Source organism: Acinetobacter sp. UBA1496, assembly GCF_002324975.1.
GTDB classification, from domain to species: domain Bacteria; phylum Pseudomonadota; class Gammaproteobacteria; order Pseudomonadales; family Moraxellaceae; genus Acinetobacter; species Acinetobacter variabilis.
Genome location: NZ_DCRI01000017.1, coordinates 1 through 14,516 on the forward strand (window position 1 = coordinate 1; position 14,516 = coordinate 14,516).

Below are 14,516 nucleotides of genomic sequence, written 5' to 3' on the forward strand. Positions count from 1 at the left end.
CGAACAATTAAACGTTTAGGCAGGACACTATGGAAAAAATGGTCAGGCTATCATCGGCGAAGTTTGGTTGAAACTAAGATGCATTGCATCAAATTATTAGGAGATAAACTCAGTGCAAGGAGTTTTGATAGCCAAGTGAATGAGATCCATGCACGTGTAGCAGTCCTTAACAGATTTACGGAATTAGGTCGACCACTTACCCAAGTTACGCCTTAAATTTGGCTCAATTAGGGGCGCTTTGCATTTCAAATCTTTGTGCAACAAAGCCAATTTTATTTAAAACCAAGTTAAAATATAATTACCTTCATGGGAAATTAATTAAAATTTAAAATATATTTATTGTTCTTTATTTTTTTAAAATTAGCAGTAAAAATGATTATTTAGAGGTAATTTATGGAAACAGGTATTATTCTTGGCATTCTATTCGCAATTATTGTGTTGTTAGTTATTTTTTATAAAAAGAAAAAGTAAATAACAGTTTTTTGGCAAATACAGATCCCCTACTTACATAAAACTGAAAAATTCATTAGATTAATTTCAGATACAGATTAAATTTTAACTTGTGGATATTGAAGACGGCGATCATATTCAAATGCAGAATGAGACCAGATGTCATGCATCGGGATTTTTACGTCTAGTGCAAGCGGTAATTTTTTGGGATTAAATTCCATCTGACTTAAATCATTTCCCCATGCAATCAGGTCGACATCCAGGCTAATCTGATGAGATGGCCGAACCCGCCCCGAATCCGTTTCCATTTGCTTTAATAAATCTGTCATATCTTGAACAGGAACTTCACTGTATAGGAGACAGGCCGCATTCCAGTAATCTGCCCCGATACTATCCCGACATGGAATGAGGTAAATTGGAGAAAACCAAACTTTCCCCAACTCGCTGATCCGCTGCTGGGCAGCCTGAAAATGTTGCTGTGGATGACAATTACTCGCCAGTGCTAGGGCGAATATCGTTGCGGTGGCGTTCAAGACGTATCCCTACAGAATTAGCTTGCGCGATAATGGCAGGCTTACGGATCGTAATCATAATCGATTCTACACTTTCAAAGGTAGCAAAAAGCGCGTCTAGTACCAGTTTTGCTGCATGTTCGATCAATTTTGGCTGGGCGACCTGAATCACCCGCGCTGAAATCTCACAGATTTCGGCATAATTCAAAGTATCTTCCAGTTCATCTGACTGTGCCGCTTGTTCTAATTTGGTACGAATAGTGAGATCCAGCATTAAAGGCTGAATGATTTGACGCTCCCAAGTAAAGCAGCCGACTACTGTATCGACCTTTAAGCCTTCAATAATAATTGCGTCCATTTTAAAACTCGGAATTTAATATTTACCAATAATCTCCCTAAATCCCTCTTAATAAAGAGGGACTTTCATCACTTCTAATTATTTTGTAATGAAAGCCTCCCTTTATTAAAGGGAGGTCGGGAGGGATTAAATTAATGCTTTAACAGTAAATTTGGGTCCATGGTCTGGACCATCTGCAAACGCTGATCTGCATAGATGTCTGTATACGGCGCCAGAATTCGCATAAAACGGTCAAAATACAGCATTTGCTTGAACAATAAAGCAAAGTCACGTGGGAAGCGAATGCCATGACGTTCACCGACTGCTACCATATCCATCATGATATCGTTAAGATCGGCTGGGCTTGAAGTCAGCAATTCCTGAGGATCAGCTAACATCACACCACTAAATAAACGTTCAAGATCAGCCGCAAGCACTTTGGTATCAATCTCAACTGCAGTCATACCCATTTTCAGCATGTTTTCTGCCATCAGGGTATAATTGGTATGCTGCAAGGCATCCATAAAGGCCATACACGCTGTCCAGACTTCTGGTTTAAGCTGGCCGACAATACCAAAATCAATAAAGCCCACACGACCATCTTCAAGCAGCATCAGATTACCCGCGTGTAAATCAGCATGGAAACTGTTACACATCATTAGACTGCCAAACCAGGTGTTCATTGCAGTGATGAGAACCTGTGATGGGTCTTTAGCGACCTTTTTCACAACTTCAAAATCAGTCAGTGGCACGCCATATAAACGTTGCATGGTCAGTACACGACGTGTTGAATATTGATGATAAACCTTAGGAGCAGTTGCTGCTTTATTATTGGTGATATTCAGATAATTGACGAAATCATCCAGATTTTGTGCTTCCTCGATGAAATCGACTTCACGCACCATTCGGGTTTTGATTTCTTCGACAATATCGGCCAATGAGGCAAATTTTACTTTCGGCACTGCTTTTTCCAGCAGTTTGGTCGCCCAATGCAATACATTTAAATCGGTATATAGAATTGTTTCCACACCCGGCTTTTGTACTTTAATAACTACATCTTCACCAGAAACCAGCTTAGCCGCATGTACCTGTGCAATGGAAGCAGAAGCCAGTGGTGCTTCTTCAATTGAGGCAAAGATTTCATCCAGATTGCGACCAGAAAACTCTGATGCCAATACTTCCTGAATATAGCTGAATGGCAAGGTCGGTGTTTGATCCAGACAACCCTGAAACTCTTCCACATATTCACGTGGAAACAGCGACGGCGTACTGGCAATAAACTGACCGAGCTTGATATAGGTTGAGCCTAAAGACTCAAATGTTTCACGCATGAGTTTGGCATTACTTGGCTTTTCAGTGGCATATTTAATGCCGGCCTTCGCCGCAACTACCGCGGTTTCACCCATACGGGCAACCGAACGTATTCCATCTAACCAGATATTTTTTTTCATAATGTCTTAGGAAAAATTAATTACATGCAGTGTAGCAAAAAAATTAAATTTTGCAGGCCTATCTTGCCTGACAGACCGGGCAATCTGTATCTTTTTCGAAACTTAAAATGCGCTGTTTAAAACTCAGACCATCCCAAAGTAGAAGTTTCTGTCTAAGTGGCATTTTACCTAGGCCTAAATAAAGCAAAGCATGATGAGCTTGCAAACTCGCCATCACATTTGGCGTAGTCGCCAAGACACCTGAGTCTGCGCAACGCAAACTGGTATCAGCCTGATGTTCAGGTGGAAACAGGCAGGCATAGCAAGCTGAATCCCCATCCATCATGAACAGTTGTCCTTGCAAACCAATCGCAGAAGCACTGATTAAAGGTATATTCAGTTTTACACAGCTCTGATTGACCAGATAACGTGTCTCGAACTGATCACATCCATCCAGCACCAGATCTTGATGTTCAATAATACTTTCTGCATTTTCAGTCATTAAAGCTTGATTAATATATTCAATCTGAATATTCGGATTAATCTGAGCCAGCCTTTTTGCGAGTATTTCTGCCTTATAAAAGCCTAAATCATTTGGCGTAAATGCCAGTTGTCGTTGCAGATTACTCATCTCGATGGTATCAGGATCAATCAGAGTAATTTTGCCTACACCTGCTCTAGCCAGAAGTTCTGCCAAGGCACAACCAATCCCGCCACATCCCACGATACAGACATTGGAAAATTTCAATTTTTCCTGGGCTTCAATATCCCAACCGTCTAAGAGAATCTGGCGGCTATATAAATGCAATTCAGCATCGGTGAGTTCAAACTCTGGGGATATGGCATCCATAGTCGATATAGACAACGTCGTTCCTTGTTTCGAAGATTTTTAAGAAGCATGTGCCACAAAAAGTGCATTTACCGAAATTTCAATATGTTGATAAATCTCAAGCAAATTAACTTCTCTGCGCATAAACAGCAAATCAATAAATGGCTTGGCAATACTAGCGCCAAATAGCATATCAGTTAAATGCTCCGTATCAAGCTGATAATGTCCTGATAAATATGTAATGGTCATATTATGAATGCACTTAACTTGATCTATATGCCACTTAATTTATTCACGTATTACATCTTCTGGCTAATCTCGTTCTTCTATTCCTTTATCACCCTGTAACTGTCTTCCGCTTGTTTAGCACTTCTGTAGCTGCTGCCTGCAATTCAGTAGGAAAATGTATCAGTTCAGTGAGACCCTCTGTATCCATTATCAAATATGATTAAGCTGCTTAAGGAATAGCAATTATCCTCGCTTTCAATAAATAGTATGGAGCATATAGATGAACGAACAAAATCAGCATAATAATCGTGAAAAATTATGGGAACTAATCAAAGATGTGCGTTACACCATGATCAGCCATGTAACCGAAAGTCAGGAAATTCATTCTCAGCCGATGACCATGCTCAATTCTGAGCAAATGAATGAAGATCAAAACTTGTATTTCATCATGCGTGATACCAATGATCTGGTGAAAGCTGCCACTACTGGTCGCACTCAGATTGGCCTGTCTTTCGCTAAACCTTCTGATGGTATTTATGTATCGATCAGCGCAAATGCACAGATCAGTACTGACCGTATTTTGATTGAAAAATTATGGAATCCATGGGCAGAAAACTGGTTTGAAGGTAAAGATGATCCTAGCGTACGTGTACTGATTGCTGAAGCTGAAAGTGCAGAATACTGGAATGTTACCGATAATAAAGTAACTCAGCTATTTAAGGCACTAAAAGGTGGCGTAACTGGCGAAGCTGGGGAACCGGATGCTGAGCACAAAAAAGTTGATCTATAAGTAAATAAGAATTCCACTTTCAATTTAGCCTCTTAATAAGAGGCTAAATTTTTGATTTATTTTATTTAAAAGATGAATAGTATTACATTGTAATGACAATTATTCTCTCTGATAAATTCGAACATAAATAAATTAATCGTATAAAAAAGCCACAATTGCGACCTTTTCACTATATTTAAATGAATATATTAACTGACCTGTTTAATACCCTGAATCTTGACAATTTCCTGCTGTTTAAGCAGATTACGCTGAATTTTACCGCTAGAGGTTTTAGGCAAATCACTTACAAACTCGATCTCTTTCGGATAGGCATGTTTAGATAAACGGGAACGCACATAGTTTTGCAATTTCAGCATCAGTTCTTCACTAGCGGCATATTGTGCTTTAAGCACTACAAAGGCTTTCACAATTTCGGTACGTTCCGGATCTGGCTTTCCAACCACAGCGGACTCCAGCACCTCTTCACACTCCAGCAAGGTACTCTCTACATCAAAAGGTCCAACTCGATAACCCGAAGTCGTAATGACATCATCCGCACGACCAATGAAATCTATTCCACCATGTTCATTCAGTTTTACGGTATCACCCGTTAAATAGTACTGCCCCACAAAGGCTTTACGATTATTGCCGCCATAGCCTTCGAACCACATCAAAGGTGAGGCTGAGCAGTCCATAGCCAAGGTCCCAATGCCGCCTTTTTCGACTTCCTCATGCTCTTTATTTAAAACTGCAAAACGATGTCCTGGAATGGCAAAACCAGCGGAACCGATTTTCTTGTGATGCTCCAGCGCATGATGATTGGCAATCACCATTCCCAGTTCCGTCTGTCCATACTGGTCGTAGATATTGACGTCCATTTCATGATTAAACCATTGAATGACTTCAGGCGTTAATGGCTCACCTGCACTACTGACCACACGTAAACACGAGCTAATCTCAGCATCAAATTTTTCCTTAAAGCCATAGAACATCCGGAATGCGGTTGGAGAACCGGTCAGGTTATTTACTTGATATTTTTTAATGACTTCAACAGCATTGTCTACGCTAAAGGCACGTTCATCCATAATGATGCTATGCCCCAAACTTAATGGACCTGCAATCCCATAATACAGACCATAAGCCCAACCCGGATCTGCCAGATTCCAGAAAGTATCTTCGTCACGTAAATCTACGGCGTGCAGCATATAGCCTTTAAATGCCAGTAAAGCTTTAAGCGGAACAGGCACTGATTTTGCCAGTCCCGTTGTACCTGAAGTAAACATCATCAGGAAAATGTCACTAAAACAACCTTGAACCGGCTCAAATTCAGTTGGGCATTTCTTGAGCTCTGTCCAGAAATCAGCATCCTGATTGGTACTTTCAGGCGTTTGATGTACGGTTAAAATATGTGGAATATCGAGATCATCTAGTTTTGCACGCTGTTCCTGATTGGTAATAATCAGTCGGGTATGTGCGGTATTAATACGATGCTCGATTGCCTTGCTTTCAAAAGCGGTAAATAAAGGCTGATAAATCGCACCAATACGCCAGGTAGCAAGAATGGTAATTAATAATTCTGGAGTTCGTGGGAGCAAACCAGCAATACAGTCACCTGCTTCTAAACCCAGTGAGGTCATATAATGAGCCAGTTGTCCTGAAGCCTTAGCCAATTGTTCAAAAGTCCAATATTGGGTCTTGCCATTTTTACCTTCCCAGATTAACGCGATCCGGTTTTGTCCTAGAAAACGTCCACAGCATTCTGTATAGGCGTTGAGTGCATCTGGCACTCCTGCCAGATGTTGTTGAACCATAGTGTCAAAATTAAATTCACGATACGCTTGTTCTAGTGTCTTCATCACGACAACCTCTATTCCGTTTATAAACAGACTTTATGTCTGTGTCCGTTGTATTTGTTGTTCTGTCTACCGCCTGCGAATTCCATTGCAATGCCGGTTTTATATAACATGCCCTATTGCTAGGACATGTTAGGTGTCACTCTGCTGAGTCACTTTTCGCTTAATCAATAATTGACCATGTTTTATAGACCATCACAATTCCCATATCCCTCAAATGAGCTGCAAGATTTGAACAGTCGGCTATTTCATGACTTTTAAACTTTGCTCACTTCCCGGGCAATGACCAGACGCTGAATATCAGATGCACCTTCATAAATCTGGCTCACTCTGACATCACGGTAAATACGTTCGACCGGGAAATCTGAGACATAACCATAACCGCCATGAATCTGAATCGCATCCGAGCAGACTCGCTCTGCAATCGTCGAAGCAAACAGTTTAGCCATGGACGCTTCTTTTAAGCATGGTAATCCTGCATCTTTAAGCGTTGCTGCATGTAAGACCAGTTGTCTTGCAGCCTCAATCTGGGTGGCCATATCTGCGAGACGGAACGCCACTGCCTGATGCTGTACCAGTTCGACGCCAAAGGATTTACGTTCATTGGCATATTCCACGGCAGCATCCAGTGCAGCTCGTGCCATACCTACAGATTGTGCTGCAATCCCGATCCGGCCAGATTCCAGATTAGACAAGGCAATCTTGTAGCCTTCACCTTCTTGACCTAACAGGTTCTCAGCCGGAATCCGGCATTGATCAAAAATAATGGTCGCGGTATCGGAACAATGCTGCCCCATTTTTTCTTCCAGATTCGAGACGATATATCCTGGACTATCGGTAGCTACCAAGAAACATGAGATTCCTTTTTTGCCTGCAGATTTATCTGTCACTGCAAATACCAGTGCAATCTGGGCATGCTTACCGGTGGTGATAAACTGCTTGGTGCCATTTAATACCCATTCATCACCATCACGTTCTGCCTTACATTCCAGTGCGCTGGCATCAGAACCGGCTTGAGGCTCCGTCAGGCAGAAACACCCCAACCATTCACCGGTCGCCAGTTTAGTCAGATATTTCTGCTTTTGTTCCTCGGTACCATAACGCTGGGTAATCCCACAAGGTAATGAATTCTGCACACTGACAATGGTCGAGATGGCTCCATCTCCAGCCGCGATTTCCTCAAGGGCCAGTACCAACGACACATAGTCCAGACCTGCTCCACCCCATTGTTCAGACACGGTCATGCCAAGTGCACCGAGTTCACCGAGTTCTTTCAATTCCTGTGCTGGAAATTGTGCCGTTTTATCCCTTAAACCAGCGGTGGGTTTCAGTTTTTGCTGCGAATAGTTTCGCATCATTCCCTGAATCATTTTCTGTTCGTCATTTAAAAGCACTGCGTATATCCCTTACTTATCTTTTAATTTTCCATATAGAGTGAATAAACATATCCACTCTGACTTTTGCATTTTGCTTCGTTGGCTCCAACTTATTTTGGAGCCATACGGATGGCACCATCCAGACGAATCACTTCACCATTTAAATAGCTATTTTCGAAGATATGACCCACTAACTGGGCAAATTCCTGAGGTTTGGCGAGACGCGGCGGAAATGGAACCATCTGTCCCAGAGCATCCTGTACATTTTGCGGCATGCCTTTCAGCATTGGGGTTTCCATAATGCCGGGGGCAATGGTCATGACACGAATCGCTTCACGCGCCAGCTCACGTGCTAGTGGCAGCGTCATCGCAACGACCGCACCTTTAGACGCAGAATAAGCTGTCTGACCAATCTGACCATCAAAGGCTGCAACTGAAGCCGTATTCACAATCATGCCACGCTCTTCTTCATCGGTTTGCAGCTCATACTTCGCGATTAAAGCCGCCGCAAAACGCAGCATATTGAATGTGCCACTTACATTGATATTCAACACTTTCTGGAACATTGCTAGTTCATGAATTCCATTACGGCCCAGTACCTTGGCAGAAGGTGCAATACCAGCACAGTTCACCAAGCCATTGAGTTGGCCATACTTGTTTTCAACATGATTAAAGAAAGCTTCAACCGCCTGCTCATCCGTTACATCCAGTTGAACAAATTCAGCCTGCTCACCCAGTTGCTGTTGTAAAGCATTGCCCTGTTCCTGGTTCATATCGACCAGAATCACTTTTGCACCCTGTTCTACCAGATGAGTCGCTGTGGCTGCACCCAGACCTGATGCACCACCAGTTACCACAATCACTTTTCCCTGAATTTTCATGTTAATGTCCTGTTCCTATTTTTATGACAAGCTACGACTTAATAGGCAGAGTAAACAGAGATTTTATTCTGTACAATTTCCAAATGTTGCATCTTCACTGATGGATTTGGACAATAAAGAAGGGATATCTGACTGGCTATGCACTTACCAGCCTTGGAATATAGTAAGGGAACCATTTCAATTGATCTGGTTCATGAAGCACTGCTGAATGCCAAAGCACAGCATTATGATATTGCCGCGATTCTAACTAAGGCTGCCATTCCCTTAGAGATTCTGTACTCTGCTAAAGCACGGGTGTCAGTAGCGCAATATGCCGCGCTATGGACTGCACTTGCCGATAATATGAATGACGAATTTTTTGGCATGGACAGCCATCCAATGCGCCGTGGCAGTTTCAAATTACTATCTAAAATGCTGTTACAGGCAGTTACGCTGGAAAAAGCTCTGCAGCAAATCCTGCAATTTTTTAATCTGATTCTGGATGATCTGCACAGCACACTGATGGTCGAGGAAAACTTTGCCTATATCGTGATCTATGACCAGAAACAGACCAAGCGCATGTTTAGTTATGCAACCTATCTAATGCTGATTCATACCCTGCTATGCTGGTTAAGCGGACAGCGGATTTTACTCAATCAGATTCAACTGAAATGTGCCGCGCCACTCGATGATTTTGATTATAAAGTCCGTTTTTGTGAACAGATTGAATATAAGGCCAGTGAAAACTATATCCAGTTTAATGCAGCCTATTTGCAGCTCCCGGTAAAACAGGATCAGACCTCCTGGTATCAGTTTATTCAGCAGACTCCGCATAACCTGCTAGTTCGCTTTAAAAATCCTTATGCGCTAAGTACACAGATCCGCAAACAGCTTTTAAAAGTACCTCCGGTTGAATGGCTGGAACTAAATGAGCTTGCTTTGAAAATGAATATGTCTGAAGCCACCATGCAACGGCGTCTTAAAAATGAAGGTGTAACTTATCAACAGCTTAAAAATGAAATTCGTCGTGATACAGCTATTGAACTGTTAACCCGTACGGATCAAAGTTTGCAAGACATCAGTGATCAGCTTAACTTCCAGGAAGTCAGTGCTTTTCATCGCGCCTTTAAAAAATGGACAGGGGTTAGTCCAGGTGCCTATAGACAAAATATTACTAGATAATTTATATTCAATAAGACTTAAAAACGATTAAAATTCAGCGTATAAATTTAAATCCATATTTTTTCAACAGTTATATTTTTCAAGGCTTACAGCCCAAAAATAGAGGACTGAACGGTCATCCACAATGCTTTGCATTTCCTATTAATATAGTTTATTTTTCAATCAATCTTTAGTGTTTCACTTTTGGCTGTACTCCCTTTCCCCCTTTCCTTGTTGAAGGTATTTCCATGTTAAAGATGACTGATGTTCTTGGACAAAATCTTGTTCAAAAATTCGCCCAGGCTTTAGTTTCTTCGACCGATCTTAATGCAGAGCAATTGAATCAAGGCATCTTGAATGCGTCTGATTCTGCCCTCAAAGATGCTATTGTGCACTTCTTTAACCAGATTGTTGCCACTGAAGCTGCGAAATCGCTTGAAATTCCGGCTGAGCGCATCGTTGCATTACAACAAGGTATTGCACTGAAAGATGAACAATATCTTGCTGATACCGCCAAAGTCGTGGCTCTTTGCCTGGCAATGGAAACTGGTAGCCTAGATCAAGTCGAAGTTTATGACTGTCTGCAAGACTACCCAATGTAAGCTATCCAGATTTATAAAATAGTGACTCAAAAAGCGATGCGGATGCATCGCTTTTTTATGGCACTCGTTATTTATAAAATCTCATACTGCAAGGACGAATAATTAAAAAAAACAGCTTATCAATTTATGCCATATTATTTTTAAAATTTTATCTAAGCAAAACCCTTCTATTTTTTATTAAAAAAATTTAATTAAAAACAAATACCTAAATTTAAAGCCATTAATTATTTTATTTTTTAATTTGATTATCTTTTTTTCTTTTTTGTGTACTTATCTATTTACCGCTATGAATGTCAAAAATTTAATTCAAAATTGAGATTTTCATGAAAAAAACATTAAAAACTTCGAGTCTGACCTTACTCGGTCTTTCTATTTCTCTTTTTACTGGCTTGGCTAACGCAGCGATTCCATCTGAATTAAAATTGGACTATGCCTATTATGCACCAACCAGTCTGGTGGTCAAAGAACAGAAACTGCTAGAAAAAGCTTTACCAAAAACCAAGATTAAATGGGTATTTAGCCAAGGCAGTAACCGCTCACTCGAATATCTAAATAGTGGTAGCACAGATTTTGCTTCTACTGCAGGTTTAGCGGCAGTGCTTAGCCGCGCCAATGGTAGCCCGATTAAAACAGTTTATATCCAGAGCCAGCCTGAATGGACAGCACTGGTCGTCAATAAAGATTCGAATATCAAATCACTGAAAGATCTGAAAGGTAAAAAGATTGCTGCCACTAAAGGTACAGATCCTTTCTTATTTACCCTACAAGCCTTAGATACGATTGGTTTGGGCAAGCGCGATGTAGAGCTCGTTCATTTACAGCATCCGGATGGTAAGACTGCGTTGGAGCGTAAACAGGTCGATGCTTGGGCAGGCCTTGATCCTTTAATGGCATCTGCGCAGGCGCAGTCAGGTGCCAAATTGCTGTATCGCAATGTCAGTTTTAATTCTTATAGCGTACTCAGCGTAAAAGACCAGTTTGCCAAATCCAGTCCGGAAGCGATTGAAGCGGTAATTAAAGCTTATGAACAGGCACGTAAATGGGCGAAAGCCAATCCCGACAAACTGGCTGAACTATTGGCACGTGAAGCCAAGCTTCCGATTGAAGTTGCTAAGCTTCAACTCAGCCGTACCAATCTAGATCAGAATATTCCAACCACCAAACATACGGGTGCATTACAAAAAGCCGGTCGTATCCTGACGGAAGAAGAACTGGTTCGTAAAGGAACCAATGTCAATCAGGTCGTGACTCAATTATTTGATGCCCGCTATGCAAAAAAGGTTGTAACTAAGTAATGGCTATACCGAAAAGCATCTCGGACCAGTTTAGCGTGGAAGAACAGCCAAAATCCACTGTGCTACCACGCAGCATTTCGCTGATCAAAGCCCTAACCCTGCCTGTTATTTTTATTGTATTGGTAGAAATACTGGTCCGTAATGGCGTGATCGAACCTTATTTATTGCCTGCACCGAGTAGTCTGTTTCAGTCCTTTACTGAACTGGCTGAGGGCGATTTATGGCAACACATTTGGACCAGTAGCTGGCGAGTTTTTCTTGGCTTTGGGATTGGTAGTGGATTGGGACTGATCTTTGCGATCCTGGTTGGGCTAAATAGACATGCAGAAGATTTTCTGGAACCAACGTTTTCTGCGATTAAATCTATTCCAAGTCTAGCCTGGATTCCTTTACTCCTGCTTTGGTTAGGGATTGATGAATCTTCAAAAATCACCTTGATCGCAATTGGTGGCTTCTTCCCGACCTATACCAATACTGTGGCTGCAATTCAGGGTGTGGATCGTAAACTGATTGAAGTCGCAAAAGTCTATCGCCTGAAATACTGGCAACAGGTTCAGCAGATTGTATTGCCTGCTGCCTCACCAGGAATATTGACTGGCTTAAGGAATAGTCTGAGTTTGTCGTGGATGTTTATGATTGCGGCTGAATTGATTGCTGCCACTCAAGGGATTGGCTATCTGCTCAGTGATGGTCGTGAAACTTCACGTCCGGATATTGTGATTATTGCGATTATCCTGTTAGCAGTCCTAGGCAAAATCACCGATAGCATTATGAAGTTGTTTGAAAATCGCTTACTGCGTTGGCGGGATGTGATTAAAAAGTCATAATTTATTTAATAAAAGCATTAGAAAAGCGACCTATCTAGGCCGCTTTTTTATTAAATCAAGCTTTAAAAATTAATGCGGCCACTGACCTAAAGTTACCCGATCATTGCCGCCATAGTCTTTCACTGTACGGACCTGTTTATAACCAGCTTGAGTAAACAGATGACGAACCGCATCGCCCTGATCATAGCCGTGCTCAAGCACAACCCAGCCATTCACGGTCAGATGTTTTTTGGCTTGCTGAATAATCATCTCAATATCAGCCAGACCATTTTTGTCTGAAACCAGCGCACGTTCCGGCTCAGTTGCCAGATCTGGCATATGCTCATCGTCTGCATCAATATACGGTGGATTAGATACAATCGCATCAAAGAACTGCCGACCAAATGGTTTAAGCCATGAACCAAGGATAAATTGCACCTGATCCAAATCATGCTGTTCTGCATTATATTTGGCAACTTCCAGTGTGGGTTCATAAATATCCGAAGCTGTTACAGACCAGTTCGGGCGCTCAGACGCCAGTGACAAGGCAATGGCACCTGTACCAGTCCCCAAGTCAACAATTCGCGCATCTTCCGGCAAGTCTAATTTCAGGACTGTTTCGACCAGCACTTCGGTATCCGGGCGTGGTACTAGCGTATCTTTAGTGACTTTAAGATCCAGTGTCCAGAACGGTTGTGAGCCTGTGACATAAGCCAATGGCTCACCGGCAGCAATCCTCGCCAGACTTTCGACATAGGCCTGTTCCTGTTCAGGCGTTAACTGCTGGTCTTTTTTCACTACCAGATCAAAAGAATCAATCTTGGTAATGTGTTCCAACAACCAGGCATTTTCCTGACGTTCATAACTTTCAGGTTCACCACGTAAAGCCAGTGCTTCTTGAATGTTCATTAGCCACCATTCTGCTGTGCAAGCATGGCCAGCTGATCAGCCTGATATTCACGATGCAGACTGTCTAATAGCTCAGTCAGATCACCTTCCATCACAGCATCCAGCTTATATAAAGTCAGGTTAATACGGTGATCAGTCATACGGCCTTGTGGATAGTTATAGGTACGAATACGTTCTGAACGGTCACCCGAACCGACTAGGTCACGGCGCATTTCAGAAGTCGCTGCATCTGCTGCTGCACGTTTGGCATTTTCCAGACGTGAAACCAACAAGGCCATCGCTTTGGCTTTGTTTTTATGCTGTGAACGTTCATCCTGACATTCCACCACCGTACCGGTTGGAATGTGCGTAATACGCACCGCAGAGTCAGTTTTGTTAATGTGCTGACCACCGGCACCTGATGCGCGGTAAGTGTCGATACGCAAGTCAGCCGGATTAATGTCGACTGATGTATCTACATCCACTTCTGGAAGAATCGCTACCGTACACGCTGAGGTATGTACACGACCTTGCGATTCTGTCGCAGGTACACGTTGTACACGATGCGCCCCACTTTCAAATTTCAGGCGACCATAAACGCCTTCACCATTCACCAGGCAGATGACTTCTTTATAGCCACCGTGCTCACCTTCATTTTCAGACAGGATTTCAATACGCCAGCCTTGAGATTCCGCATACTTGCTATACATACGGAATAAATCACCTGAGAAGATTGCCGCTTCATCACCACCAGTTCCGGCACGGATTTCCAAATAAGCAGAGTTGGCATCATTCGGATCTTTTGGAATCATCAGGATATTTAGTTCAGCTTCAAGCTGTTCGATCAGAGCTTTATTTTCCTTGATCTCTTCCTGCGCCATTTCCTTAAAGTCAGGATCAGACAGCATGGCTTGCGCAGTTTCAATATCTTCTTCAGCCTGTTTGTACTTGGTCCAAACGCTGGTAATCTCGGTTAAATCATTATGCTCACGTGATAACTGGCGAAAACGCTTGTTGTCCGAAATCACTTCCACATCTGCCAATAACGCAGTCAATTCTTCATGACGGTCAGAGAGTTGGTCTAATCGTAAACGTAACGATTCTTTCATTTTCTAAAAAA

Annotated in this window: 15 protein-coding genes and 1 pseudogene; 6 read left to right on the forward strand and 10 right to left on the reverse strand. The window is 42.2% G+C overall.

The window, feature by feature from the left end; genetic code table 11:
* A pseudogene (locus tag B3143_RS01450) lies at nucleotides 1-216 on the forward strand (IS5/IS1182 family transposase); the annotation flags it as partial.
* Between the two features lie 332 nt (nucleotides 217-548).
* On the opposite strand, the gene B3143_RS01455 reads toward B3143_RS01450, so the two are convergent.
* From B3143_RS01455 to B3143_RS01475, 5 genes are all read right to left on the reverse strand, one after another.
* A complete protein-coding gene (locus B3143_RS01455; protein WP_005235972.1) occupies nucleotides 549-983 on the reverse strand; it encodes a 2-amino-4-hydroxy-6-hydroxymethyldihydropteridine diphosphokinase in 435 nt (144 codons plus the stop codon).
* Nucleotides 940-1,320 carry a dihydroneopterin aldolase gene (gene folB / locus B3143_RS01460; RefSeq protein ID WP_005235974.1) on the reverse strand — a complete coding sequence of 127 codons (381 nt, stop codon included), beginning with the start codon at nucleotides 1,318-1,320 and terminating at the stop codon, nucleotides 940-942. Before folB ends, B3143_RS01455 begins: the two co-directional genes overlap by 44 nt.
* A gap of 131 nt (nucleotides 1,321-1,451) precedes the next feature.
* Entirely contained in the window at nucleotides 1,452-2,750 is a 1,299-nt protein-coding gene (locus B3143_RS01465; RefSeq protein ID WP_005235976.1) for an ABC1 kinase family protein, read from the reverse strand.
* A gap of 58 nt (nucleotides 2,751-2,808) precedes the next feature.
* Entirely contained in the window at nucleotides 2,809-3,579 is a 771-nt protein-coding gene (locus B3143_RS01470; protein WP_034580997.1) for a HesA/MoeB/ThiF family protein, read from the reverse strand.
* Between the two features lie 39 nt (nucleotides 3,580-3,618).
* Nucleotides 3,619-3,807, reverse strand: a complete 189-nt coding sequence (locus tag B3143_RS01475; protein ID WP_005235980.1) for a hypothetical protein — start codon at nucleotides 3,805-3,807, stop codon at nucleotides 3,619-3,621.
* Between the two features lie 259 nt (nucleotides 3,808-4,066).
* On the opposite strand from B3143_RS01475, the gene B3143_RS01480 reads away from it, so the two are divergent.
* Nucleotides 4,067-4,576 carry a pyridoxamine 5'-phosphate oxidase family protein gene (locus tag B3143_RS01480; protein WP_034704527.1) on the forward strand — a complete coding sequence of 170 codons (510 nt, stop codon included), beginning with the start codon at nucleotides 4,067-4,069 and terminating at the stop codon, nucleotides 4,574-4,576.
* A gap of 188 nt (nucleotides 4,577-4,764) precedes the next feature.
* Here B3143_RS01480 and B3143_RS01485 read toward each other — a convergent pair whose 3' ends face one another.
* The 3 genes from B3143_RS01485 to B3143_RS01495 form a co-directional block, all read right to left on the reverse strand.
* The gene (locus B3143_RS01485; RefSeq protein ID WP_034704529.1) at nucleotides 4,765-6,411 is read right to left on the reverse strand and encodes an AMP-binding protein; all 1,647 of its coding nucleotides are present in this window, start codon (nucleotides 6,409-6,411) and stop codon (nucleotides 4,765-4,767) included.
* A gap of 254 nt (nucleotides 6,412-6,665) precedes the next feature.
* On the reverse strand, nucleotides 6,666-7,802 hold the full coding sequence (locus tag B3143_RS01490; protein WP_034704531.1) for an acyl-CoA dehydrogenase family protein: 1,137 nt from the start codon (nucleotides 7,800-7,802) through the stop codon (nucleotides 6,666-6,668).
* A gap of 92 nt (nucleotides 7,803-7,894) precedes the next feature.
* Nucleotides 7,895-8,665, reverse strand: coding sequence for a 3-hydroxyacyl-CoA dehydrogenase (locus tag B3143_RS01495; protein WP_034704533.1), 771 nt, complete (start codon nucleotides 8,663-8,665; stop codon nucleotides 7,895-7,897).
* A 138-nt stretch (nucleotides 8,666-8,803) separates the two neighbouring features.
* Between B3143_RS01495 and B3143_RS01500 the strand changes: the two genes are divergently transcribed.
* The 4 genes from B3143_RS01500 (at nucleotide 8,804) to B3143_RS01515 (ending at nucleotide 12,529) form a co-directional block, all read left to right on the forward strand.
* Nucleotides 8,804-9,826 carry an AraC family transcriptional regulator gene (locus B3143_RS01500; protein ID WP_034704535.1) on the forward strand — a complete coding sequence of 341 codons (1,023 nt, stop codon included), beginning with the start codon at nucleotides 8,804-8,806 and terminating at the stop codon, nucleotides 9,824-9,826.
* Between the two features lie 227 nt (nucleotides 9,827-10,053).
* Nucleotides 10,054-10,407 (forward strand): hypothetical protein, encoded by a 354-nt coding sequence (locus B3143_RS01505; RefSeq protein ID WP_034704537.1) that lies wholly within the window; start codon nucleotides 10,054-10,056, stop codon nucleotides 10,405-10,407.
* A gap of 323 nt (nucleotides 10,408-10,730) precedes the next feature.
* Complete coding sequence (locus B3143_RS01510) at nucleotides 10,731-11,702, forward strand: aliphatic sulfonate ABC transporter substrate-binding protein (RefSeq protein WP_034704539.1); 972 nt, start codon at nucleotides 10,731-10,733, stop codon at nucleotides 11,700-11,702.
* Nucleotides 11,702-12,529 carry an ABC transporter permease gene (locus B3143_RS01515; protein WP_034704541.1) on the forward strand — a complete coding sequence of 276 codons (828 nt, stop codon included), beginning with the start codon at nucleotides 11,702-11,704 and terminating at the stop codon, nucleotides 12,527-12,529. Before B3143_RS01510 ends, B3143_RS01515 begins: the two co-directional genes overlap by 1 nt.
* A 69-nt stretch (nucleotides 12,530-12,598) precedes the next feature.
* Here the strand turns inward: B3143_RS01515 and prmC are convergent, their stop codons facing one another.
* Nucleotides 12,599-13,417: a peptide chain release factor N(5)-glutamine methyltransferase gene (gene prmC / locus B3143_RS01520; RefSeq protein WP_034704543.1), complete on the reverse strand. Its 819-nt coding sequence runs from the start codon at nucleotides 13,415-13,417 to the stop codon at nucleotides 12,599-12,601.
* Nucleotides 13,417-14,505: a peptide chain release factor 1 gene (gene prfA, locus B3143_RS01525; protein WP_034704545.1), complete on the reverse strand. Its 1,089-nt coding sequence runs from the start codon at nucleotides 14,503-14,505 to the stop codon at nucleotides 13,417-13,419. Before prfA ends, prmC begins: the two co-directional genes overlap by 1 nt.
* Between the last annotated feature and the right edge of the window lie 11 nt (nucleotides 14,506-14,516).